The organism is Cohnella thailandensis (assembly GCF_014212135.1).
In the GTDB taxonomy this organism is placed as follows: Bacteria; Bacillota; Bacilli; order Paenibacillales; family Paenibacillaceae; genus Cohnella; species Cohnella thailandensis.
This window is the reverse complement of record NZ_JACJVQ010000019.1, coordinates 185719-209569: the sequence shown is the minus strand read 5'-3', so window position 1 is coordinate 209569 and position 23851 is coordinate 185719. Positions and strand designations below refer to the sequence as shown.

Below are 23851 nucleotides of genomic sequence, written 5' to 3'. Positions count from 1 at the left end.
GCGAATTAACGGCGCAGGCCGAGCTTCGCGATCAGGCTGCTGTAACGGTTAACGTCCTTGTTCTTCAGGTATGCCAACAGCTTGCGGCGTTGACCTACCATCTTCAGCAGTCCGCGACGGGAGTGGTGATCCTTCTTGTGGGAACGGAAGTGTTCCGTCAAGTTGTTGATGTTCTCCGTCAGGATAGCGATTTGGACTTCCGGGGAACCGGTGTCCGATGCGTGAGTCTTGTATTCCTCGATCAACTCTTGCTTGCGTTCTTGTGTCAGTGCCATCCTCTTTCACCTCCTGGTTATCTTAAGAATAATCGCCGTTAGCCTCGCCGCCGCCGGTGATAGCGAGCAGCCAAGCCAAGGTTCGGTTGCGTCCGAGGCATCGCCCGCGAGTCGCAACGAGTATTAGTATAGCATAGTCGATTGGCCGTTACAATAATGCGAGTCGATTTCTCGCCGCTTCGGCGTCCTTGCCGATCTGTTCGATCAGCGCGTCGAGCGAGCCGAATTTCATCTCGGGCCTAAGGAAATCATGGAAACGAACCTTCAAGTTCCTTCCGTACAGATCCCTATTGAAGTCCAGAAGATGGACCTCAAGCTTAGGCTCGACGGCTCCGGTATCGACGGTCGGCCGCAGTCCCACGTTGATGACTCCATGATAAACCGCGGGCTCTTCGTCGTCCTCCAACGTAACGGTAACCGCATAAACCCCGTGCTTCGGCAGAAAATAAGAGAACGCGGGGCTGATATTCGCCGTCGGAAAACCAAGCTGTCTTCCGAGAGCCTTGCCGTGCACGACCTCGCCTCTCACTTCATATGGACGGGCTAGAAGCCCGGACGCTTCGCTGCTCGAGCCTTCCGACAACAGCTCGCGAATGCGGGAGCTGCTTACTTTGAAGCCGTCCCGGTAAACGGGTTCCACGACATGGACGTCGATTCGGCCCTCGCCGGCCTGCTTCAGCAGCTCGGCATCGCCTTGCCCGCGATGGCCGAACCGGAAGTCGAAGCCGATCACGACCGTTCGAACGCCCAACGGAAGCAGAAGCTCGCGGACAAAACGTTCGGCCGTGACTTGCGAGAACGCCTTGTCGAACGACATAATGAACGATTCCTCTACCCCGTTCTCCGCGAACAGCTCCAGCTTATGCTCCATCGGCGTGAGGACCGAATGGTATTGGTCTTTGCCAAGGACGACGCGAGGATGCGGGTCGAACGTCAGGACCGCGGGCGTTTGTCCCCGATCGTTACCTAACGAGACCGCCCGCCGTATGACCTCGCGGTGCCCGAGATGCACCCCGTCGAAAAAACCGATCGCCAGGGACAACCCTTGCGGCTTGACGGCATTCTCCGGAATGATAAATCGATTCGATTGCTCCGAATACGCGATTTCGTAAAGTTCCACCTGCTGTCCTCCTGCTTCCCAAACTAGCGGCCCTTCCCGCTCTTCAGCTTCCCTCCGTCGGATGGAACACCTTGATCGGGCGCAGCGCTCCTTGATCCGGAACGTTGTCGAACAGGCCCAGAAAGGCGCCGTCCTCGCTTCGGTAGAGCCTCCAAATTCCCGCTCGATCGGGAGGAGGGAGCAAAGCGGAGCAACGCAGCGTCTTGCCTTGCAGCGCGAAGACGGACTCGCGGGCTCCCGCTTCGGTTCGCGGGAAGCCGAGCATCTCATCCGCCGGCAGGAAGCGATCGTTCAGACTTCCATCCCGCTTAAGCTCCGCCAGCTCTTCCAAGGTGACGCAACGCTCGCGGGTTAATCCCGCGCTCGCCGTCCGAATCAAGCCGGCCATGACGGCGGGAACGCCCAGCTTGCGCCCGATATCCACGCATAGCGTGCGAATATAGGTCCCCTTGGAGCAGCGAACGGAGAAACGAACCTCCGGCTGCGGCTTCGAAACGTCGATACGGAGCAGTTCGATCTCATGAATCGTTACCGCTCTGGGCTTGCGTTCGACGGTCACGCCTTCGCGAGCCAATTCGTACAGACGCTTTCCGTTCACCTTGACGGCGGACACCATAGGCGGCACCTGTTCGATGTCGCCTACGAAAGACAGAACCGCTTCCGCAATTTGCCCTTCCGTCAAGTGGCTGGCGTCGGCGGTCTCGACGACTTCCCCTTCGGCATCCTCCGTATCGGTCGCCACCCCGAAACGAAGAGTAGCCTCATACGTCTTGGACATCTCTTGAAGGTACTCGACCATTCGGGTAGCCCGTCCTACGCAGATCGGGAGCACTCCCGTCACCGCCGGATCGAGCGTCCCGGTATGGCCGATTCTTTTGACCCCCAGTATCCTTCTCGCCTTGGCGACGACGTCGTGGGACGTCCATCCCGCGGGCTTCCAGATTCCGAGAACTCCTTCGGGAACGGATAAGGTTTCTTTATTCATTGTGCTTCATCCAACGCTTTCTGTACCGCGGCGATCACAAGCGGAATCGTCTCGGGGAGATTCGCGCTAACCCGGCATCCGGCTGCGCGAACGTGCCCTCCCCCGCCGAACTGCTGGGCAACGGCGGCTACGTCCACCGCGCCGGCGGAGCGCAAGCTGATCTTGACCGAATCCGGAGCGTTCTGCTTAAAGAGGATGCCGACTTCGACTCCCTCGACGTTGCGGGGGTAATTGACGAGCCCTTCCAGGTCTTCGTTCGAAGCTCCCGTCTCCGAGAGGTCGTCGCCGGTAACCCATAACCAGCCGATCCGCTGATCCGGGCTGAACTCGAGACGGGTCAGCGCCTTCTGAATCATGCGCATCTGCCCCATCGTCATTCTCTCCAGCAGCGTCTCCGCCAGGAAAGGACCGTTCGCTCCCGCCCTCAACAAGCTCGAGGCGATCTCCATCACCTTGGCGCTCGTGTTGGAATAACGGAAGCCTCCCGTATCCGTCATCAGTCCGGTATATATGGCCGTTGCGGCCGCTTCATCCGGTACCAGCTTAAGCAAACCGATCAAATCGTAAAGGATTTCGACGGTTGCCGCCGCATGGACATCGATCAGATTGACCGCGCCGAAGCCGTCGTTCGTCGGATGGTGGTCTACGTTCAGAAGCTCGTAGCCTTCCTCGAACAGTTCCGTGGCCGTTCCGCATCTTCCGAAATCCGCGCAATCGACGGTGATCACGTTCTTAAACTTGCGTTCCGGCTTCGACGCCGCCGTCGCGATCGAATCGCTGCTCCACAAATAGCCCAGTTTAGACGGCACCGGCCCGTCGTTGTACATCGTGTACGTCTTCCCCAGCTTCCCGAGCAGCCATGCGGTCGCCACGGTGGAGCTGATGGCGTCTCCGTCCGGTTGGACGTGAGCCACCACCAGGAAATCGTCCCGCTCGCGAAGGAATTCGGCCGCCGCTTGCAGCTGATCGCTCCACGTCATACGTTGCGGCTCTCCCGATTGATCTCCGCCAGAAGCGATTCGATGTGGCTTCCGTACTCGATGGAGCTGTCGAAGCGGAATTCGATCTCCGGCGTGTGTCTAAGCCTCATCCTTCTGCCGAGCTCGGAGCGAAGGAAGCCCTTCGCCTTGGCAAGCGCATGAAGTGTCGCTTCCTTCTGCTCCTCGCTGCCTAGAATGCTCAGGTACACGCGCGCGAGCGACAAGTCGTTCGTCACGTCGACGCCCGTTACCGTAATGAACCCGATGCGCGGGTCCTTAAGCTCGGTCTGGATGAGCGAGCTGATCTCTTTCTTGATCTGCTCCCCCACCCGGCCTACGCGAAATTTCGCCATGCGGCTGTCACCTCTCTATCCTAAGGGGATTAACGCTCCACGGATTCCATCACGAAGGCCTCGATAACGTCTCCGATCTGAATGTCGTTGAACTTCTCGAGCGTAATGCCGCATTCATAGCCTTCCGAAACTTCCTTGGCGTCATCCTTAAACCGCTTAAGGGAATCGAGCTTGCCTTCGTGCACGACGATTCCGGCGCGAACGACGCGGGCTTCGGCGTTGCGGGATACCTTGCCGTCCGTGATCATGCAGCCCGCGATCGTGCCGACCTTGCTGACCTTGAACGTCTCGCGCACTTCCGCATGGCCGATGACCTTCTCCTTGAAGACCGGATCCAGCATGCCCTTCATTGCCTGTTCGATCTCTTCGATCACCTTGTAGATGATGCGGTGGAGACGAACGTCGACCTTCTCCTGCTCGGCCGTAGCGGCCGCGCGAGGCTCCGGACGAACGTTGAAACCGATGACGATTGCCGCCGATGCAAGAGCGAGCGAGATATCGGATTCGGTGATGGCGCCTACGCCGCTGTGAATCGTCTTGACGCGCACGCCTTCGACCTCGATCTTCTCCAAGGAGCCCTTAAGCGCTTCGAGCGAGCCTTGAACGTCGGCCTTGAGGATGACGTTGAGGTCCTTGATCTCGCCTTCCTTGATCTTGCTGAACAGGTCGTCGAGCGTAACCTTCTGGTTGGACTTCATCGTCTCCTGGCGAGTCTTGATCGACCGCTTCTCCGAGATCTCGCGCGCCTTGCGCTCGTCTTCGAACACCATGAACGGATCGCCGGCTTGCGGAACTTCCGTCAGACCCGTGATCTCCACCGGAGTCGATGGGCCCGCTTCCTTCACGCGGCGGCCGCGGTCGTTCGTCATCGCGCGGACGCGTCCGAAGCAGTCGCCCGCGACGAAAGCGTCGCCGACCTTAAGCGTACCGTTCTGAACGAGGATACGGGCGATCGGGCCTTTGCCCTTGTCGAGCTCGGCTTCGATAACCGTACCGCGCGCGCGTTTGTCCGGGTTCGCCTTGTAGTCGTTCACTTCGGCCACGAGAAGGATCATCTCGAGCAGGCCTTCCAGGTTGATGCGCTGCTTGGCGGACAGCTCGACGAAGATCGTGTCGCCGCCCCAGGCTTCTTGGACGAGACCGTACTCGGTCAGCTCTTGCTTCACCTTGTCCGGGTTCGCTCCCGGCTTGTCGATCTTGTTGACCGCGACGATAATCGGCACGTTAGCCGCCTTCGCGTGGTTGATCGCTTCGACCGTCTGAGGCATGACGCCGTCATCCGCCGCGACGACGAGGATCGTAATATCGGTAACCTGGGCGCCGCGAGCGCGCATCGTCGTGAACGCTTCGTGACCCGGGGTATCCAGGAACGTGATTTTCTGGCCGTGCACTTCGACTTGGTATGCGCCGATGTGCTGGGTGATGCCGCCCGCTTCGCCGCTCGCGACCTGCGTCTCGCGGATCGCGTCGAGCAGCGTCGTCTTCCCGTGGTCGACGTGGCCCATGATCGTAACGACGGCAGGACGGGTGATGAGAGCATCCGGATCGTCATTCTCTTCGATCGTTTCGAAGTTCGTGTCCTCCACGACGATCTTCACTTCGGTCTCGACGCCGAACTCGCCCGCTACGAGCAGGACGGTATCCAGGTCGAGATCTTGGTTGATCGTCGCCATGACGCCCATCATGAGCAGCTTCTTGATCACTTCGGAAGCGTCTTTATGCAGCAGCTTCGCCAGTTCCCCGACCGTCATCTCGCCGCGTACGATAACCTTCTTCGGCGTATTGTCGATCTTCTCGCGAGGAGGCTGGTTGTTCTTGCCCTTGGCGTTCTTGCCGCCCTTGCCCTTCGAACGGAAGCGATCCTCGCCGAACCGGTTGTTGAATTCGTTGTCCTTGCGCTTGCCGGCTCCGCTGCTGCGATTCGAATCATGATCCTTCCGATTCGCGTCGGGACGGCCGCCTTGACGATTCGGACCGCGGCTGCCGGCCGCCGTCGACGGAGCGGCTGCCGAACGGCCCGCGCCTGCGCCGGCTCCGAAGCCGCTTTGCGAGCGTCCGCCGGCGAAGCCAGCGCCGCCGCCGAAGCCGCCGCCTTGCGGACGATCCCCTTGCGGACGATTGAAGCCGCCGCCCTGCGGACGGTCGCCTTGCGGACGGTTAAATCCGCCTTGGCCTTGCGGACGGTCGCCTTGCGGGCGGTTGTACCCGCCTTGGCCCTGCGGGCGGTCGCCGCGATTGTAACCGCCTTGACCTTGCGGACGATCGCCTTGCGGGCGATTGTAGCCGCCTTGGCCTTGCGGACGGTCGCCTTGCGGGCGGTTATATCCGCCTTGGCCTTGCGGACGATCGCCTTGCGGGCGATTGTACCCGCCTTGGCCTTGCGGACGGTCGCCTTGCGGGCGATTGTACCCGCCTTGGCCTTGCGGACGGTCGCCCTGCGGACGGTTGTACCCGCCTTGACCTTGCGGACGGTCGCCTTGCGGGCGATTGTATCCGCCTTGGCCTTGAGGGCGGTCGCCGCGATTGTAGCCGCCTTGACCTTGCGGACGGTCGCCTTGCGGGCGGTTGTAGCCGCCGCCTTGGCCCTGCGGACGATCCCCTTGCGGACGATCGCTTTGCGGGCGTTCCGACGGGCTCGAAGCCGAAGAGGAAGCCGCGTTAGGAGCCGGCGAAGAAGCGACCGAAGCCTGAGGAGCCGACGGACGGGAAGCGACCGATGGCTCGTCGTTCCTGCGCGCCTGGGCGCCGGACGCGTTGCTCTGTCCTTGGCCGCCTTGCGCCGGCTTGGAAGGAGCGGCGGTTCCTACCGCCTGCGAGCCGCCGGACTGCTTAGGCGCTTGGGCCATCTTGGCCGCCGCGTTCGCCTTCACGTCGCGGAAGAACTTCTCCACGGCGCCGACCATGTTGTCTTCCATCACGCTCATATGGTTGTTGACGGGCAGGTTCACCCGCTTCAGAATCGTAATGATTTCTTTGCTGCTCATATTGAGCTGCTTCGCATACTCGTACACGCGCAGCTTATCCTTGTTGTCATCTTGTTTACTCAATATTCTCCACCTCCGAATGTTGAACCCAACCGCTTCGAATCATGTCCGCGAAACCCTTGTCCGTCACAGCGAACAATACCCGTTCGGGTTTTCCGACGGCTCCCCCAAGCTCGAAACGGGTGTAACCGATAAGCAGCTCTACCCCATAGCTTTCGCATTTGTCGGAAACTTTCTTCTTCGTGTTGTCCGAAGCGTCTCCCGCGAGCAGGACAAGCTTCGCGTCGCCGGAACGGATCGCCTTGAGCACGATCTCTTCTCCGGACGCCAGCTTCCCCGCGCGCATGGCGAGGCCTAAACGGGACAATGCTTTATTCGTCGTCATCGTCTTGCATGAGCTCCTTGTTCGCCTGGAACTCGTCTTCCACTTTTATGAAATCCGCTTCCAGCTTATCGTAAATCTCCGGCTCGACAGGGGTCTTGAGCGCTCTCTCGAATGCCTTCGATTTCTTCGCCAGCTTGAAGCAGCTGGTCTTCCCGCATAGATAAGCCCCGCGCCCCGGCTTCTTGCCCGTCAGGTCGATTTGGATGTCCCCTTGCGGCGAGCGAACGATGCGAATCAGTTCCTTCTTCGGCATCATTTCCTGACAAGCCACACACTTTCTCTGCGGTATTTTTCTCGTTCTCAAGGTTTATCTCCTCCCCCCTTGAAGCTTCAAACGGAACGCCCCGCGAACCTATGATCAATCGATCGATACGCTGTCCTGGTGCATGACGTCGGCGTTCGTCGTTTTGGGACGGCCGTATTCCTGCTCCGCTTGGGTCTCGCTCTTGATATCGATCTTCCAGCCGGTCAGCTTAGCGGCCAGACGCGCGTTCTGTCCCTTGATGCCGATCGCGAGCGACAGCTGATAGTCCGGAACGATAACGCGCGCCATCTTCTCGTTCTCGAACACGATGACTTCCAGGACCTTCGACGGGCTGAGGGCGTTGGCCACGTATTCCTCGACGGACTCGGACCAGCGCACGATGTCGATCTTCTCGCCTTTGAGCTCGGTGACGATCGTCTGCACGCGAATGCCCTTCGGACCTACGCAGGAACCGATCGGATCGACTTCCTCCGCGCGCGAATGAACCGCGATCTTGGAGCGGAAGCCCGCTTCCCGCGCCACGGAGCGAATCTCTACCGTGCCGTCGAAGATCTCCGGCACCTCGAGCTCGAACAAGCGCTTGAGCAGGCCGGGATGAGTGCGCGATAGAATGATTTGCGGGCCTTTGCTCGTGTTCTCGACCTTCGTGATGTACGATTTGACCCGATCGCCTTGCTTGAACTTGTCGGTAGGCATCAGCTCGGTCAGAGGCAAGGCGGCTTCCACCTTGCCCAGATCGATGTACAGGTTGCGAAGATCCTGGCGCTGGATGATGCCCGTGACGATGTCCTGCTCCTTATCGACGTATGCGTTATAGATCAGCCCGCGTTCCGCTTCGCGGATGCGCTGGGTGACCACTTGCTTGGCCGTCTGCGCGGCGATGCGGCCGAAGTCCCGAGGAGTGACTTCGATCTCGGCGATGTCGTCCAGCTGGTAATGCGGGTTGATGCTGCGCGCCGTTTCCACGGAAATCTCGAGCCTCGGATCGAGAACTTCCTCGACGACGGTCTTGCGGGCGTAGACCTTGATCACGCCGGTCGTCCGGTTGATGTCGACGCGCACGTTCTGCGCGGTGTTGAAGTTGCGCTTGTAGCTAGAGATCAATGCCGCTTCGATCGCTTCGAGCAGAACGTCTTTGGTGATGCCTTTCTCCCGCTCGATTTCGGACAAGGCCTCGATAAACTCCATGCTCATTGGGGAATGATTCCTCCTTCCAGAATTAGAAAACAATGGCCAGTCGAGCCGAGGCCACTTTATCGTAAGGGATGGAATGCTTGCGGCGGCCCACGGTGACTTGCAGCTGCTGCCCGTCGAAACTATCCAGCCTTCCTTCGAATTCTTTAGCGCCATCGACCGGTTCATAGGTCGTGACGAACACGTGCTTGCCGACGGCCTTGGCCACGTCTTCCGGCTTCTTCAGAGGACGCTCCGCTCCCGGCGAGCTTACTTCCAGGAAGTAAGGGTCCGAGATCGGGTCGAGCTCATCCAGCTTCGCGCTGACGAATTCGGTAATGCGGCTGCAATCGTCCAGATCGATGCCGCCCTCCTTGTCCGCATAAACGCGCAGGAACCAGTTGCTTCCTTCTTTGACATACTCCACGTCCACAAGCTGATACCCGTTCTCTTCCATGAAAGGAGAAACGAAGCCTTCTACGATGGATTTGATCTTCGATACGCTCAAATCATGACCTCCCGCTTGCTGCGAATGGCTCTACTGCTTCCGCCGCGTAAGACCGAAAAGTCCCATGGCAAAACGGAAAGAGTGGGTTTCCCCACTCTTCTGCAGACAGTGATATCCACATGATTACCAGAAATAATATACCATAACCTTGAATCGGATGGCAATTGAAATTTTGGCATAAGGCCTCTTAGAACAACGACAGCTGGTTCGATTCCGGCAGGCCGCGGAAGCAGCCCATGCCGGCCAGCAGCTCGACGATCGTCTTGCTCGCCTTCGATCTGCGCTGGAAGTCCTCGACCGACAAATATTCGCCGTCCTCGCGGGAAGCCGCGATGCTCTTGGCCGCGTTCTCCCCGATGCCGGCGATCGCCGCGAAAGGAGGAATGAGCGAATCCCCGTCGATAATGAACCGGGTCGCATCCGAGCGATACAGGTCGATCGGCTTGAACTTGAAGCCGCGGGCGGTCATCTCGAGCCCCATCTCGAGGATGGAGATCATGTTCTTCTCCTTCGTCGACGCTTGGAAGCCCTTCGCCTCGATCTCGTTGATCATCTTCAAGATCGCGTCGTACCCTTGGCAGAAGACTTCCACATCGAAATCCGCCGCGCGGACGGAATAATACGTCGCATAATATTGAATCGGATAATACAGCTTGAAATAGGCGGTACGAACGGCCGAGATGACGTAAGCGGCGGCGTGCGCCTTCGGGAACATGTACTCGATGCGAAGACAGGAATCGATGTACCATTGCGGAACGCCGCACCGCTTCATCTCTTCGATCCATTCCGGCGTCAGGCCTTTCCCCTTACGGACGCTCTCGGTAATCTTAAACGCCAGGGAAGCGTCCATGCCGGCTTTGTAGATAAGGAACAGCATGATATCGTCCCGGCACCCGATAACCGTCTTGATCGTGCAGGTTCCGTTCTTGATGAGCTCCTGCGCGTTGCCGAGCCATACTCCCGTTCCGTGCGACAGGCCCGAGATCTGGAGCAAGTCGGCGAAGCTGGACGGCTTCGTCTCTTCGAGCATCTGGCGCACGAACCGCGTTCCCATCTCGGGAACCCCGTAGGTGGCCACGGTCGTTCGGATCTGATCCGGCCGCACGCCGAGCGCGTCGACGGAGCTGAAGATGCTCATGACCTTCGGGTCGTTCATCGGAATCGTCGTCGGATCGACGCCGGTCAAATCCTGCAGCATCCGCATCATCGTCGGATCGTCGTGTCCCAGAATATCGAGCTTCAGCAGGTTCGCGTCGAAGGCGTGATAATCGAAGTGGGTCGTTTTCCACTCGGCGCTCGTATCGTCGGCCGGATACTGGACGGGCGTGATATCCTCGACCTCGATATAATCCGGAACGACGACGATGCCGCCCGGGTGCTGGCCGGTGCTGCGCTTGACTCCGGTACAGCCCGCCGCCAACCGGTTCAGCTCCGCTCCGCGCCACGTCTTCTGGTGCTCCTCCTCGTATTTCTTGGCGAAGCCGTACGCCGTCTTCTCGGCGACGGTGCCGATCGTGCCCGCGCGGAACACGTTCTTCTCCCCGAACATGACCTTCGTGAAGTTATGCGCGTTCGGCTGATATTCGCCCGAGAAGTTAAGGTCGATATCGGGGACCTTATCCCCCTTGAAGCCCAGGAACGTCTCGAACGGGATGTCCTGCCCTTCGCCTTTCATGATCGTGCCGCAGTTCGGACAGGCCTTATCCGGCAAGTCGAAGCCGGAAGGCACGCTGCCGTCGAGGAACCATTCGCTGTGCTTGCATTCCGGGTTCTTGCACAAGTAATGCGCCGGGAGCGGGTTGACCTCGGAGATTCCGAGAAACGTCGCGACGACGGAAGAGCCGACCGAGCCCCGCGAGCCGACCAGGTATCCGTCCTGGTTGGACTTCTTCACGAGCCGTTCGGAGATCAGGTAGTTCGCCGAGAAGCCGTACTTGATGATCGGGACAAGCTCCTTCTCGAGCCGTTGCACGACGACGTCGGGAAGCTCGTCCCCGTACATCGAGCGCGCCGTCGCGTAGCAGGTGTTCCGGATCTCCTCCTCCGCGCCTTCGATGATCGGCGTGAACAGCTCGTCCGGGAACAGCTTGATCTCCTCGAAGCGGTCCGCCAGCTCGTTCGTGTTCGTCACGACGACCTCGCGAGCTTTCTCGGGACCGAGGAAAGCGAACGCCTCCAGCATCTCCGGCGTCGTGCGGAAGTGCGCGTCCGGCTTGCGCTGATCCTTCAGCGGGCTGAAGCCGGTTATTCCATGGATGGTGATGTCGCGAAACAGCTTGTCTCTCGGCTCCAGATAGTGCACGTTGCCGGTCGCGATGACGGGCTTGCCCTGCTTCTCGCCGATCCGGACTATTTTGCGCAGCGCTTCCTCCAGCTCCGCCCGGCTTCCGACCAGCCCCTTGTCGAGCAAGTGCAGGTAGAAATCGATAGGCTGGATCTCGAGCACGTCGTAGAATTCGGCGACCTCCTCGGCCTCTTCCACCGACTTGTTCAGCACCGTCTCGTAGAGCTCGCCCTTCTCGCAGCCGGATATAATCAAGAGACCTTCTCTCATCTCGACCAGCTTGCTTCTCGGAATGCAGGCGACGCGGTGAAAATACTCGGTGTGGGACAGCGAGACGAGCTTGTACAGATTCTTCTTCCCGACCGCGTTCAGCGCGTAGATGCCGCAGTGGAACGGGCGGGTCGTCTTCCAGCTGTTCCCGTTCGCCTCGTTCAACTGGTTCAGCATGGTGACGTTGCGCGACGCCGCATCCTTGAGCAGCCCGTTCAGGACGCCTCCCAGCGCGAGCGTATCGTCAATGGCCCGGTGATGGCTCTCGAGCGTAACCTTGTAGAGGTCGGACAACGTATTCAAACGGTGGTTCTTCATCGTCGGAAACAGGAATCTCGCCAGCTCCAGCGTATCGAGCACCGGATTCGGTATCGGCGGCAAGCCGAGCACCTTGCAGTTATGCTGCAGGAAGCCGATATCGAATCGGGCGTTGTGAGCGACGAGAATGGCGTCCCCGATAAACTCGATGAACTCCCTCAGCTTCGGCTCGATGTCGGGCGCGTCCTTTACCATCTCGTCGTTGATATTCGTCAGCTGCTGGATGTTGTACGGAATCGGCTCATGCGGGTTGATGAAAGTCGCGAACCGGTCGATCTCCTTGCCGTCCTTCATCTTCACGCCCGCAAGCTCGATGATTTTGTTCGCCGTGACGGACAAGCCCGTCGTCTCGATATCGAATACGACATAGGTCGCTTCCATAAGCGACTCTTCCCGCGGGTTCAGCACCATAGGCACCGAGTCGTTGACGACGTTCGCCTCGATCCCGTACATCACCTTGATGCCGTTCTTCTTGCCCGCCTTCGCGGCTTCCGGAAAACACTGCACGTTCGCGTGATCCGAGACGGCGATGGCTTTATGCCCCCACTTGGCGGCCGTCTTGATGTAGGCGTCGACCGGCGTGACCGCATCCATCGTGCTCATCGTCGTATGAAGGTGGAATTCGACCCGCTTCTCTTCGCCCTCGTCCTTGCGCGGCGGACGGGGGAGCATCTCCCGGACGTCGCTCGGCATCATGATCAGCTCCGGCGGATTCATGAAGCGATCGTATTCGACGCGGCCGCGAAGCTTAAGCCACTTGCCGTTCTCGATCAGGCCGAACATCTTGAGGTCTTCCTTGTTCTTCGCGAACATCTTGATGCCGAGGGAATCGGTATAGTCGGTCACGTTGAACGTGAATAGCGTGTTGCCGTTGCGAAGCTCCTTCACCTCGAGGCCGAAAACGGTTCCCTGTATCGTGACCTTCTTCTCTTCTTCCTTGATGTCCTGGATCGGGACGGGAGGGTCCTTGATCTCGTAGCCATGCTGAAGGACCTGCGGCGCGTCTCCGCCTTCTTCGGCGACCGGCGCCGCTTCGTCCCGCGAGCTCTCCATGAGTTTCTGGATGGCGATCGACTCTTCCTGCTTGACCTTCTGGTTCCATTCCTCGTACGCTTCCTGGCGAGACTCTCCGACGGAGAGCTTCACGCGGCACGATCTCCCGAACCGATTCTCGTAGAAGGAAACCGCATAAGAATCGATGCTCTTGCGCTTCGCCATCTCCAGGCCGGTCTGATCGAGCATATACAAAGTGATCAGATCCTGCTCGGTTTCGATACGCGCTTTGGCCAGCCAGCCGTTGACCGAAGCGACCTCCGATTGCATCCATAGGACGAACACGTTCCAATACTCGTTCAGAACGTCCCGGGTCTCTATGTCCTCCCCGAACCGAAGCGTCATTTCCACCTTCGCCAAGTGCGAGTGCTTGCTCCGGATTTTCGACCATACGTCCGCATAGACGTTCGCCGGAATCAACGCCCCGCCGTGGCGAAGATGGAGGTGCCATTCCCGCTTGCCCCGGTCAACCTCGACCCGTTCTATGTAACTCTCTCGAAAATATTGATCCATCCAATCTGCCGAGATGCCGGACTGCTTAAGCAGCAGCTCAAATCGATTCTTCTGATCCGCTGTCGGTTGCACGTTCGTTCCTCCCCGCATTCCAATCGCGCTCGCTATCGCGAGAAAATAGAAAAGCTTCCGCAGCAAAGGGAGGTCTTCGCGCCGTACGCGGGCTCCGACCGTCTTAAGTAACGGAAGCTGATTCAGTTCCTTGACGCTTGCCTAAAATAATAGACTTTCGTCCATCGACGAACTCTATTTTAACTCATCGCGGCGCGTCGCTCAATAGACAAAGATCGACAGGCTTTCGGCCGGTTCGCCACGCAAGAAGACCCTCGCGCGTCATGACGCAAGGGTCTCCTACCCATCCAGATTCAGCGAACGGGCATCCGTTCCGATCAATAAGCCTTGGCGAATACGACCGTATGCTTCGCGTCGTCGCCGCAGACGAGGCACTTCGTCTTCGTCTCGGCCGTCTCGAACGGAATGTTCCGGCTCGTGTAGCCGGTCTCATCCTTCACTTGCTTCTCGCAAGCGTCGGAGCCGCACCAGCCGGCAAGCGCGAAGCCTCTCTTCTCGTCGGCGGATGCTTTAAGCTCGTCCAGAGTCTCGACGGAGTAGAAGTTCTCTTCGCGGAATTGCAGAGCGCGGTTATACATGTCGTTATGAGCCGCTTCGAGTGCCGCTTCCACTTCGGCCACGATGTTATCCAGAGGAACCTGCTTCTTCTCGCCCGTGATGCGGGAGACAAGCACGCAGACGCCGTTCTCCAGGTCGCGAGGCCCGAGCTCCAGGCGAATCGGCACGCCGCGCATCTCGTATTCGTTGAACTTCCAGCCCGGGGACACGTCGGAACGATCGTCGACGCGAACGCGAACGCCCGCCGCCTTCAATTGCGCGTAGAGCTCGTCCGTCTTCGCGATCACTTGCTCGCGAGTCTTAGGAGGTCCGATCGGGATCATGATCAGCTGAGTAGGCGCCACCTTAGGAGGCATCACCAATCCTCTGTCGTCGCCGTGGACCATGATGAGAGCGCCGATCAGGCGCGTGCTTACGCCCCAAGAGGTCGTATGGCAATATTCCAGGTTGTTCTCGCGGCTCAGATACTTGATATCGAAAGCGACCGCGAAGTTCGTTCCCAGGTAATGGGACGTGCCCGCTTGCACGGCGCGGCCGTCCTTCATCATCGCTTCGATCGAGTACGTGTCGACCGCTCCCGCGAATTTCTCGGAAGGGGTCTTCTGGCCCTTGATGACCGGAATCGCCAGCACGTTCTCGACGAAGTCCGTGTAGACGTCGAGCATCGTCATCGTTTCCTTACGGGCGTCCGCTTCGTCCTCGTGAGCCGTATGGCCTTCCTGCCAGAGGAACTCGCTTGTCCGCAGGAACGGCAGCGTGCGCTTCTCCCAGCGGACGACGTTCGCCCATTGGTTGATCAGCATCGGCAAGTCCCGATAGGATTGAATCCATTTCGAGTACATATGGCCGAACATCGTTTCGGACGTCGGACGAACGGCCAGGCGCTCCTCGAGAATCTCGCCGCCGGCTTCGGTGACGAACGGAAGCTCGGGGTTAAACCCTTCGACGTGCTCCTTCTCCTTCTGGAAGAAGCTTTCCGGAATGAACATCGGGAAGTAAGCGTTGCGGTGGCCCGTTTCCTTGAACCGACGATCCAATTCCTTCTGAATGTTCTCCCAAATCTCATACCCTTCCGGACGGAAGACGATACAGCCGCGAACCGGAGAGTAGTCCATCAGCTCGGCTTTCTTGATGACGTCGATATACCAGCGGGAGAAGTCCTCCGCTTGAGGCGTTATTTCGCTAACAAAACCTTTATCCTTCGACATTTCGGTTCTCCAACCCCTGACAACGGCTAATTTTTGACCAATCGTAAAATATCGTTATAGGTAACGACGACCATTAGCAGCATGAGCATCGCGAACCCGATAAAGTGAACCATGCTCTCCCGGTTGGGATCGACGGGCTTGCCCCGCACCGCTTCCAGCCCGATGAAGAGCAGCCGGCTGCCATCCAGAGCGGGAATCGGCAGCAGGTTGAAGATCCCCAAGTACAAGCTAAGCACCGCCGCCCACGAGGTCAGCTCCGGAATGCCCTGCTTCGCGATTTGGCCCGTCATCTCGGCCGTGCGCACCGGTCCGCCAAGGTCGTCCAGCTTAAATTCCCCGAAGATCAGCTTGCGGAAGCCCTCGAAGATCCTGCCCGTCATGTCGACCATCGTCGTCCCCGCGAACTTGAACGTCTCGACGAAGCCGGCCTGCCGCATCTCCGGACTCAGGTACAGCCCGACCTTGCCCGTCGCGCTATCCGGAGTAACCTTGACTGTCACGTCCTGGCCGTCCCGTTCGACGACCCATTCCATCGGCTTGCCCGCGGACGCTTGGATCTTCTCCACGAGCTTGGCGCTGTCGCCGCCGACCGTCACGCCGTCTACCGTCTTGATCCAATCGCCCTTATGCAGGCCGGACTCCGCGGCGGGCATTCCCGCTTCGGTTCCGCTGACGAACACCTTGCTCGAATTCTCGACCGCGACGCCGGCAAGCTGAAGATAGAGCGCGAACAAGAAAAAGGCAAGAATGAAGTTCATCATCGGACCGGCGAAGATCGCCATCGCGCGCTTGCCCGTCGAGACGTTCCCGAACTGCCTGTCGAAGGGAGCGATCTGCGTCTCTTGGCCTCTGGCTACGATAAGCGCTTGCGGATGGACGTTATAGCGTTCCTGTTCTCCGTCGACGTCCAGCGTAACGAATAGATTCCGCTCGATATCGAGTTGGACGATCTCTCCCCGTACGATCTGCGAACGCTCGTCTAATCGGTCGAGGTAGAAACGGGTGACTTTCCCGTCCTTGACGCGAAGGCCGACCGTCTGGCCGGGCTGCATCTCGACGACCTCCGGATCCTCCCCCGCCATTCGAACGAAACCGCCTGCCGGCAGAAGCCGAAGCGTAAACCTCGTCTCGCCTCTCTTGATAGAGAATAGCTTCGGACCGAAGCCGATCGCGAATTCCCGAACGAGAATGCCGGCCCGCTTCGCGAAATAGAAATGCCCGAATTCATGTATCGTGACAAGCACGAAGAATACCAATACCGTCAGAAATACGACTTGAACCATTTCCATGCGATTCTACCCCCGTTGCCTGTGACGGCTGTCCTTAGATTAACATTATTCTCCGAGCCGTTACAAGAGAATACGGCCTTGGGGGAAAGATTGTCTCATTTATTTAAGAACGCTTGCCTCGCGGCGCGCCCAGGCGTCGGTCTCTAGTATCGTTTCGAGGTCGGGAAGCGCCACGGCCGCCGCTCCATGCTTGTCCAGCACTCTCTCGATAATCTCTTCTATCGCGAGGAAAGAAATCTCGCCGCGAAGGAACCGCGCGACCGCCGCCTCGTTCGCCGCATTGAAGGCCGTCGTCGCCGTTCCTCCGGCGCGGCCGGCTTCGTACGCCATTCGCAGGCAAGGATACCGCGCGAAATCCATCTCGCGAAAACGAAGCGTTCCCGCCTTGACTAAGTCCAAAGGAGACGCCGGGGACGGACGACGCTGCGGATAGGTGAGGGCATATTGGATCGGCACCCGCATATCAGGGTTGCCGAGCTGCGCGATCACGCTCGTATCGGTGAACTCGACCATCGAATGCACGATGCTCTCCGGGTGAAGCACGACGTCGATCCGGTCGTAGGGCAGGCCGAAAAGCCAGCGGGCTTCGATAACCTCAAGCCCTTTGTTAACCATTGTCGCCGAATCGATCGTGATTTTGGCTCCCATCGACCAGTTCGGATGTTTCAAGGCGTCTTCGACCGTTACGCCGACCAGCTCTTCCCTCGAGCGATCTCGGAAGCTTCCTCCGGATGCGGTAATGAGCAGCCGCTTGATCGCCTTGTCGTCCTCCCCGTTGAGGCATTGAAAGATCGCCGAATGCTCGCTGTCGATCGGAAGCAGCCGAACGCCCTTGACGGCGGCGCGTTTCGTTACGATGTGCCCTGCGGTGACAAGCGTCTCCTTATTGGCGAGTCCGATCGCCGCTCCCGCGTCTATGGCCGCGAGAGTCGATCGCAAGCCTAAAGCGCCGACGAGAGCGCACACCACGTAATCCGCGCCGCTACCCGCCGCCGATTCCGCTAGCCCTTCTTCTCCGACGAGAAGCTTGGTGCCCGCGGGAAGCAAGCCTCGCAGCTTGTCCGCCGCCTCCTCGCTGCCGACCGACACGACGCCCGGCCGAAATTGATGAGCCTGCTTAAGCAGCAGCTCCGTATTGGAGCCTGCGGCCAGAGCGACGACCTCGTACGACTCGGGATCCCTCGCTATGACATCCAGCGTCTGCGTGCCGATCGAACCCGTGCTTCCGAGTACGGCAATTTTTCTAGTTGGCATCTTAGTCCTCCATGAACATTAGATATACAGGCGCCTTTAATTCGGAAGCAGCCCGAGAAAATGGACGAAGGGGAAGACAATCAGCCAGCTGTCGGTCCGATCGAGCGCGCCGCCGTGTCCGGGCAGCAGGTTGCCCGAATCCTTCACGCCTCTTAGACGCTTGTACGCGGATTGAATCAAATCCCCCAACGTGCCCGCGACCGCGGAAGCCAGAGCGATGCCGATCGCTTGCCAGAAGCCGACCCATTCCGGGTATATAAAGTAGAAGACAAGCGCGACGACAACCGAGATCGCGAGGCCCCCGACGGCGCCTTCCACCGTCTTGTTCGGGCTGATGGCCGGCCAAAGCTTCGTCTTGCCGATGGCTCGTCCGACGAAATAAGCTCCCGCGTCCGAAGCCCATATGCAGAAAAAAGTGAGCAGGGTCCAGAAGACCCCATGCTCGAGATCGCGCGTGACGACCATGTAACGGAATCCGATGCCTATGTAGAACGCCCCAATAAACAGCAGGCTTGCGTGTTCGAGATGAATCTTGTTTTTGCTGAAGACGGTTGCCGACAAGAGCAGAAACATGAGCAGCCAAGTGCAGCTCTCGATGGAGATCGCCTCCCATCCGAAAGGCATCGTCGGGACCGAAAGCAGCAGAACGGCCAGATATCCGACAAAGACGTCCCAACGGAAGGAAGGGAATTGGTTCAGCTTGACGAACTCCCGATACCCAAGCAAAGCAACGATGGTAAGAAAGGCGGAGTAATACCCGTCGCCCAGAAGGATGACGCCAAGAAAGACTAGCCCCGCTAAGACTCCGGATATCAAACGCTGAACCATGGATTACAGCCCCCCGTAGCGCCTTGCCCTGCGTTGGTACTCGCAGATCGCTTCGTTCAAATGTTGTTCGTTAAATTCCGGCCAGTAGACGTCGGTGAACCAGAATTCGCTGTAGGCAAGCTGCCAGAGCATGAAGTTCGACAGCCGAAGCTCGCCGCTCGTGCGAATGAGCAGGTCCGGATCGGGCATATCCCCGCTGAGAAGACTGGCTCCGAACATTTGCTCGTCGATGGAATCCGGGTCCAGCTCTCCGTTCGCCGCTCGCCTTGCTAGCTTGCGGGCGGCATCGACCATCTCCATCCGGCTTCCGTAGTTCAAAGCGAAATTAAGGACGAGTCCCGTATTGCCGGCCGTCTTGCGAGCCGCTTCTTCGATGGCCGCAAGCGTATGATCCGGCAGCAATTTTTCAATTCCCATCATTCGGACCTGAACGTTATTGGCGATGAGTTCATCCAATTCAAGCGCCAGGAATTCCTGCGGCAGCTTCATGAGGAATTCGACTTCGGCTTTGGGGCGTTTCCAATTCTCCGTCGAGAAGGCGTACAGGGTTAAATAGCGGATGCCGAGCCGGTCCGCTTCCCTCGTAATTCTTTTGATCGCTTTCATTCCGCTGTGGTGGCCCGCGACGCGGGGAAGTCCCCTTGCCTTAGCCCAGCGTCCGTTGCCGTCCATTATGATCGCTACATGCTGCGGCACCTTGTCTGTCGACCCTTCACCGCTCCGCTCCGCTGCCTGATCATCGATTTTTTTCTCTTGAGCATTGCCGCCTTGCAGGCGTTTTACCCAGCTGCCGAAACGGTTCGTCATGGTCGTACCTCCCGATTCAAGAACAATAAACCCCACCTGACGGAGGGGTCGGAGTAGAAGGCGTTACACATCCATAATTTCTTTTTCTTTGGCTGCGAGAATCTTATCGACTTCCGCAACGTAACGATCGGTAATCTTCTGTACGTCGTCCTGATGGCGTCTCGACTCATCCTCGGAGATTTCGCCTTTCTCCTTCTTCTTGATGTCGTCGTTCGCATCGCGGCGAATGTTCCGAATGGCTACCTTGGCTTCCTCTCCGAATTTCTTCGTCGATTTAACCAGATCGGCGCGGCGTTCTTCGGTCAGCGGCGGAATGTTCAGGCGAATGATCGTTCCGTCGTTAGCCGGAGTCAATCCGACATCGGACTTAAGGATCGCCTTCTCGATAGCGGCCAGGGCCGACTTATCCCAAGGCTGAATGATAAGGGTCCGGGAATCCGGCGTATTGATCGTTCCCAGTTGGTTCACCGGCGTCATGGCGCCGTAGTATTCCGCTTGGACGCGGTCGAGAATAGCCGGAGTCGCGCGGCCGGCCCTCAGAGTCGACAAATCGCGCTTAAGGGCTCCGAGCGCCTTCTCCATCCGTTCTTCCGCGTTCTTTTTGATCGATTGAGGCACTTAGTTCACGCTCCCCTTTACAATCGTTCCAATTTTCTCGCCCATTACAGCACGTTTAATATTGCCTTGCTCCGTAATCGCGAATACGAGCAACGGAATATTGTTATCCATGCAGAGAGAAGAGGCCGTGGCGTCCATGACGCCCAAATTCTTGTTGAGAACGTCCAGATAAGTCAGCTGTTCGTACTTCTCGGCCGTCGGATCCTTGAACGGGTCCGCGCTGTAGACGCCGTCGACCTTGTTCTTGGCCATCAGAATGACTTCGGCTTCGATCTCCGCGGCGCGAAGAGCGGCCGTCGTGTCCGTCGAGAAGAACGGGTTGCCCGTGCCTGCCGCGAAAATAACGACGCGTCCCTTCTCCAAGTGACGAATCGCGCGTCTGCGAATGTAAGGCTCGGCGATCTGCTGCATGGCGATAGAGGTTTGAACGCGCGTAGGCACGCCGATCTGCTCCAAGGCGTCCTGCAGGGCAAGCGAGTTCATTACGGTAGCCAGCATGCCCATGTAGTCGGCGGTCGCGCGATCGATCCCCTTCTGGCTGCCGGAAATTCCGCGCCAAATGTTGCCTCCGCCACAGACTACGGCTACCTCTACCCCCAGCTCGACGACTTCCTTCACTTGATCGGCGATCGATAGAATTGTCGTGGCGTCTATGCCATACCCATTCGACCCGGACAGCGATTCTCCGCTGACCTTCAGCACCACTCGTTTGTAAACGGGACGATTCAACGTTTGTACCTCCAGCATTCGATTCGGTTCGCCGCGCAGCAGCGTCCGTTTAGGTTAAGAAAAAGGGAACACGTCGTGTTCCCTCCGCTTTGATTTGCTTATGCTTTGACTTGCGCCATAACTTCTTCTACGAAGTTGTCTTGCTTCTTCTCGAGGCCTTCGCCCAATTCGAAGCGAACGAAGCGACGGATGGAGATTTGCTCGCCGATCGCGGCGATCTTCTCGTTGAGCAGGGTTTGGATCGTCTTGTCCGGATCCTTGACGAAGGATTGCTCCAGAAGAACGACTTCTTCGTAGTACTTGTTGATGCGGCCTTCGACCATCTTGTCGACGATCTTCTCCGGCTTGCCTTCGTTCAGCGCTTGGGCGCGAAGGATTTCGCGTTCCTTGTCCAGGTCAGCTGCATCCACTTCTTCGCGGCGAACAACCTTAGGAGCCGCAGCGGCGATGTGCATGGCGAGGTCGCGAACGAATTCCTTGAATTGATCCGTCATCGCGACGAAGTCGGTTTCGCAGTTGACTTCGACAAGTACGCCGATGCGGCCTGCGCCATGAATATACGATTCGACGCGGCCTTCGGTTGCGACGCGGTCGCCTTTCTTGGCGGCTGCGGCAAGGCCCTTCTCGCGGAGAAGCTCGGACGCCTTCGTCAGGTCGCCGCCCGCTTCTTCCAGCGCTTTCTTACAATCCAACATGCCGGCTCCGGTTCTTTCGCGGAGCGTCTTGACGTCTGCTGCGTTTACTGCCAAGTGAATAACCTCCTGTTTATGCCGCGGATGGCTCTGTGCCATGCCTTGCGGGCAATTCGAATTTAGCTCTTAAAAAAGGGCGGCGAGAAGGTTCTCTTCTGACCACCCTTGCTTGATTTGCTTATTGGCGTCTCTTAGACCGTCGCTTCTTCGCCTTGACGCGATTCGACGATGGCGTCTGCCATTTTGGACGTCAACAGCTTCACGGCGCGGATGGCGTCGTCGTTGCCCGGAATGACGTAATCGATCTCGTCCGGGTCGCAGTTCGTGTCGACGATGCCGACGATCGGGATACCCAGCTTGCGAGCTTCCGCTACCGCGATGCGCTCCTTGCGAGGGTCGATGATGAACAGAGCGTCCGGAAGCTTGCGCATATTCTTGATGCCGCCGAGGAACTTCTCGAGGCGTTCCTTTTCTTTGCGGAGCAGGATAACTTCCTTCTTAGGAAGAACTTCGAAGGTGCCGTCTTCTTCCCACTTCGTCAGCTGGTGCAGACGATCCGTACGCTTCTGGATCGTGGAGAAGTTCGTCAGCGTGCCGCCGAGCCAACGTTGATTGATGTAGTATTGGCCGCTGCGCTCCGCTTCTTCCTTGACGGAATCCTGAGCTTGCTTCTTCGTGCCGACGAACAGCATCGTTCCGCCTTGCTCTGCGAGCTGGCGTACGAAGTTGTACGCTTCGTCGACTTTCTTGACCGTCTTCTGCAGGTCGATAATGTAAATGCCGTTACGTTCAGTAAAGATGTACTTGTCCATCTTAGGGTTCCAACGACGGGTTTGGTGACCGAAGTGTACCCCAGCTTCGAGAAGCTGCTTCATGGAGATTACTGCCATCTTAACTGCACCTCCTAGTGGTTTTGTGTAGGTGAATCCCTCCGCCGATCGCGCCTTTCGCCGGAACTTCTTATCGAAGAAGCACCGCCGACGAAATTGAACGGCGTGCGTTTTTTCACACCGGGGAATACTATATCATATCTGTACTCTCTTCGCAATGGCTTAGCGTCCTATTTGCTAGGAAAAATTGGAGCACGACGAAATTCAATACTTCGCGCGAGTGATCTCCGCGATGATCTCCTCGAAGGTCGGCTTCCCGACGAAGGTGCTCGTGCCGACTCTCAAGCTTTTGCTATACGCTTTGGCTTGTTTGACGAACTGATCCTTGTCGGCGATTAGCCCCAACTCCTGAAGACCCGTCGCGACTTCGATCAAGGTTGCGTTCGCGCGGATATAGAAGGAATAAGTATGTTCTTCTTCATTAGAAGGAGCTTGCGAAGCGCCGGCCGAAGGACCGGAAGCCGCTCCCGTAGAAGCAGGCTTGGAAGCGCCCTCCCCGGCCTTGGAACCTGTTTGTTCTTCCCCGTCTAAAGTCCCGCTCTCCAGGCTTGCTTGAGCCTCCTCTCGGGCTTTAAGGACGGCCGCATCCAATTCCTCTTGCGTATAAGTCTTCAAGGAAGACTTGACCAGGGTATACCCCTGAGCCTCGGCTTCTTCCTGAAGCTCCTTCTCCGTAATTGAAGTGCCTGTAAGGCTGAGCGAAGAAGAGCCCTTCTCCGCGGCCAGAATCAATTGCAGCACCGCTGCGCCGATCATGAGACCCAGGCCGAACCCGATTAGCAAGCCCCGACGTTTAAGCATGCGGATTATCCTCCCGTCTGGCCAATTGCAAAATCAATTGGATCTCGCCTTTATTCATGTTCAGCTCTTTGGCGATTTGTTCGATGGATCGGCCTCGTTCGTAAAGCTCCAGCAGGGCGGAATAACGGGTTCTGATGCTGACCGGTCCCGACGGTAGCGCTTCTTCCCCGTTGCCGTTCCTTTCCCCGTTGCCGTTCCCTTCCTCGGCCTTGGCCGAAGCCCTTTCCATAGAAGCCCCCTGCGCATTCGCGGCCGCGGGAGCGGCAACAGGACCGGCCTCCGCCAGCCCCGCCGCCGCTTCCTCTTGCGCCGATGCGATTGTCGGAGCCGCCGCAGACGCTCGGGAGGCAGCTTGCCGATCGCGATCGCTCCATTCCGTCATCTGCCGTTCGAGATCCCGAATGCGCCGGCTCAGCTTATCGACCGTGGCGTCCTGTTCCCGCTTAAACTCCGAAACGGCATCGATCAGCTCCCGATTCTCCGCTTCCAGATCCTCGAGCAATTGATCGTATGCCGCCTCTCCTTGAAAACCGGATGAGTCCGTTTTGCTTGCCGATGCATTCTTGGGAATCAACAATCCATAACCGGCGATCGCGGCTCCCGTGATGACGATGCTTATCCATGGCTCCACTCTAACAG

General features: G+C 58.2%; 22 protein-coding genes. All 22 read right to left on the bottom strand.

Features of this window, described 5'->3' with window-relative positions; translation table 11 throughout:
* Positions 1–5: 5 nt before the first annotated feature.
* The gene (gene rpsO / locus H7B67_RS21710) at positions 6–275 is read right to left on the bottom strand and encodes a 30S ribosomal protein S15 (RefSeq protein ID WP_185121956.1); all 270 of its coding nucleotides are present in this window, start codon (positions 273–275) and stop codon (positions 6–8) included.
* 148 nt (positions 276–423) lie between these two features.
* Complete coding sequence (locus H7B67_RS21705) at positions 424–1395, bottom strand: bifunctional riboflavin kinase/FAD synthetase (protein WP_185121955.1); 972 nt, start codon at positions 1393–1395, stop codon at positions 424–426.
* 43 nt (positions 1396–1438) lie between these two features.
* Positions 1439–2380, bottom strand: a complete 942-nt coding sequence (gene truB / locus H7B67_RS21700; protein ID WP_185121954.1) for a tRNA pseudouridine(55) synthase TruB — start codon at positions 2378–2380, stop codon at positions 1439–1441.
* The gene (locus tag H7B67_RS21695) at positions 2377–3360 is read right to left on the bottom strand and encodes a DHH family phosphoesterase (RefSeq protein ID WP_185121953.1); all 984 of its coding nucleotides are present in this window, start codon (positions 3358–3360) and stop codon (positions 2377–2379) included. The genes truB and H7B67_RS21695 overlap by 4 nt, the downstream gene beginning before the upstream one ends.
* Complete coding sequence (rbfA, locus tag H7B67_RS21690) at positions 3357–3713, bottom strand: 30S ribosome-binding factor RbfA (protein ID WP_185121952.1); 357 nt, start codon at positions 3711–3713, stop codon at positions 3357–3359. Before rbfA ends, H7B67_RS21695 begins: the two co-directional genes overlap by 4 nt.
* A gap of 29 nt (positions 3714–3742) precedes the next feature.
* Positions 3743–6760, bottom strand: coding sequence for a translation initiation factor IF-2 (infB, locus tag H7B67_RS21685; RefSeq protein ID WP_185121951.1), 3018 nt, complete (start codon positions 6758–6760; stop codon positions 3743–3745).
* Positions 6753–7082: a L7Ae/L30e/S12e/Gadd45 family ribosomal protein gene (locus H7B67_RS21680; RefSeq protein WP_185121950.1), complete on the bottom strand. Its 330-nt coding sequence runs from the start codon at positions 7080–7082 to the stop codon at positions 6753–6755. The genes infB and H7B67_RS21680 overlap by 8 nt, the downstream gene beginning before the upstream one ends.
* On the bottom strand, positions 7069–7386 hold the full coding sequence (rnpM, locus tag H7B67_RS21675; protein WP_185121949.1) for an RNase P modulator RnpM: 318 nt from the start codon (positions 7384–7386) through the stop codon (positions 7069–7071). The genes H7B67_RS21680 and rnpM overlap by 14 nt, the downstream gene beginning before the upstream one ends.
* A 54-nt stretch (positions 7387–7440) precedes the next feature.
* A complete protein-coding gene (nusA, locus tag H7B67_RS21670) occupies positions 7441–8541 on the bottom strand; it encodes a transcription termination factor NusA (protein WP_185121948.1) in 1101 nt (366 codons plus the stop codon).
* Positions 8542–8566: 25 nt separating this feature from the next.
* Positions 8567–9028 carry a ribosome maturation factor RimP gene (gene rimP / locus H7B67_RS21665; protein WP_185121947.1) on the bottom strand — a complete coding sequence of 154 codons (462 nt, stop codon included), beginning with the start codon at positions 9026–9028 and terminating at the stop codon, positions 8567–8569.
* Between the two features lie 187 nt (positions 9029–9215).
* A complete protein-coding gene (locus H7B67_RS21660; protein WP_342592436.1) occupies positions 9216–13538 on the bottom strand; it encodes a PolC-type DNA polymerase III in 4323 nt (1440 codons plus the stop codon).
* 317 nt (positions 13539–13855) lie between these two features.
* Positions 13856–15304, bottom strand: a complete 1449-nt coding sequence (gene proS / locus H7B67_RS21655) for a proline--tRNA ligase (protein ID WP_185121945.1) — start codon at positions 15302–15304, stop codon at positions 13856–13858.
* Positions 15305–15330: 26 nt separating this feature from the next.
* Positions 15331–16593: an RIP metalloprotease RseP gene (gene rseP / locus H7B67_RS21650; protein ID WP_185121944.1), complete on the bottom strand. Its 1263-nt coding sequence runs from the start codon at positions 16591–16593 to the stop codon at positions 15331–15333.
* A 99-nt stretch (positions 16594–16692) separates the two neighbouring features.
* The gene (locus H7B67_RS21645) at positions 16693–17847 is read right to left on the bottom strand and encodes a 1-deoxy-D-xylulose-5-phosphate reductoisomerase (RefSeq protein WP_185121943.1); all 1155 of its coding nucleotides are present in this window, start codon (positions 17845–17847) and stop codon (positions 16693–16695) included.
* A gap of 36 nt (positions 17848–17883) precedes the next feature.
* Positions 17884–18675, bottom strand: a complete 792-nt coding sequence (locus H7B67_RS21640; RefSeq protein WP_185121942.1) for a phosphatidate cytidylyltransferase — start codon at positions 18673–18675, stop codon at positions 17884–17886.
* 3 nt (positions 18676–18678) lie between these two features.
* Positions 18679–19482 (bottom strand): undecaprenyl pyrophosphate synthase, encoded by an 804-nt coding sequence (gene uppS / locus H7B67_RS21635; RefSeq protein WP_185121941.1) that lies wholly within the window; start codon positions 19480–19482, stop codon positions 18679–18681.
* A 63-nt stretch (positions 19483–19545) separates the two neighbouring features.
* Positions 19546–20100 (bottom strand): ribosome recycling factor, encoded by a 555-nt coding sequence (gene frr, locus H7B67_RS21630; protein ID WP_185121940.1) that lies wholly within the window; start codon positions 20098–20100, stop codon positions 19546–19548.
* Positions 20101–20829 carry a UMP kinase gene (gene pyrH, locus H7B67_RS21625; RefSeq protein ID WP_185121939.1) on the bottom strand — a complete coding sequence of 243 codons (729 nt, stop codon included), beginning with the start codon at positions 20827–20829 and terminating at the stop codon, positions 20101–20103.
* 98 nt (positions 20830–20927) lie between these two features.
* The gene (gene tsf / locus H7B67_RS21620) at positions 20928–21578 is read right to left on the bottom strand and encodes a translation elongation factor Ts (protein ID WP_185121938.1); all 651 of its coding nucleotides are present in this window, start codon (positions 21576–21578) and stop codon (positions 20928–20930) included.
* A gap of 134 nt (positions 21579–21712) precedes the next feature.
* A complete protein-coding gene (rpsB, locus tag H7B67_RS21615; protein WP_185121937.1) occupies positions 21713–22411 on the bottom strand; it encodes a 30S ribosomal protein S2 in 699 nt (232 codons plus the stop codon).
* 204 nt (positions 22412–22615) lie between these two features.
* Positions 22616–23212 carry a hypothetical protein gene (locus tag H7B67_RS21610; RefSeq protein ID WP_185121936.1) on the bottom strand — a complete coding sequence of 199 codons (597 nt, stop codon included), beginning with the start codon at positions 23210–23212 and terminating at the stop codon, positions 22616–22618.
* Positions 23205–23843 carry a DUF6115 domain-containing protein gene (locus H7B67_RS21605; protein ID WP_185121935.1) on the bottom strand — a complete coding sequence of 213 codons (639 nt, stop codon included), beginning with the start codon at positions 23841–23843 and terminating at the stop codon, positions 23205–23207. Before H7B67_RS21605 ends, H7B67_RS21610 begins: the two co-directional genes overlap by 8 nt.
* Between the last annotated feature and the right edge of the window lie 8 nt (positions 23844–23851).

Bases quoted from the DNA above. Each gene is read 5' to 3' on its own strand.
- truB (WP_185121954.1), bottom strand. From the start codon at position 2,380: ATGAATAAAGAAACCTTATCCGTTCCCGAAGGAGTTCTCGGAATCTGG.
- rbfA (WP_185121952.1), bottom strand. From the start codon at position 3,713: ATGGCGAAATTTCGCGTAGGCCGGGTGGGGGAGCAGATCAAGAAAGAG.
- rpsO (WP_185121956.1), bottom strand. From the start codon at position 275: ATGGCACTGACACAAGAACGCAAGCAAGAGTTGATCGAGGAATACAAG.
- uppS (WP_185121941.1), bottom strand. From the start codon at position 19,482: ATGACGAACCGTTTCGGCAGCTGGGTAAAACGCCTGCAAGGCGGCAAT.
- rpsB (WP_185121937.1), bottom strand. From the start codon at position 22,411: ATGGCAGTAATCTCCATGAAGCAGCTTCTCGAAGCTGGGGTACACTTC.
- nusA (WP_185121948.1), bottom strand. From the start codon at position 8,541: ATGAGCATGGAGTTTATCGAGGCCTTGTCCGAAATCGAGCGGGAGAAA.
- H7B67_RS21645 (WP_185121943.1), bottom strand. From the start codon at position 17,847: ATGCCAACTAGAAAAATTGCCGTACTCGGAAGCACGGGTTCGATCGGC.
- H7B67_RS21610 (WP_185121936.1), bottom strand. From the start codon at position 23,212: ATGCTTAAACGTCGGGGCTTGCTAATCGGGTTCGGCCTGGGTCTCATG.
- H7B67_RS21680 (WP_185121950.1), bottom strand. From the start codon at position 7,082: ATGACGACGAATAAAGCATTGTCCCGTTTAGGCCTCGCCATGCGCGCG.
- H7B67_RS21695 (WP_185121953.1), bottom strand. From the start codon at position 3,360: ATGACGTGGAGCGATCAGCTGCAAGCGGCGGCCGAATTCCTTCGCGAG.
- proS (WP_185121945.1), bottom strand. From the start codon at position 15,304: ATGTCGAAGGATAAAGGTTTTGTTAGCGAAATAACGCCTCAAGCGGAG.
- rseP (WP_185121944.1), bottom strand. From the start codon at position 16,593: ATGGAAATGGTTCAAGTCGTATTTCTGACGGTATTGGTATTCTTCGTG.
- H7B67_RS21640 (WP_185121942.1), bottom strand. From the start codon at position 18,675: ATGGTTCAGCGTTTGATATCCGGAGTCTTAGCGGGGCTAGTCTTTCTT.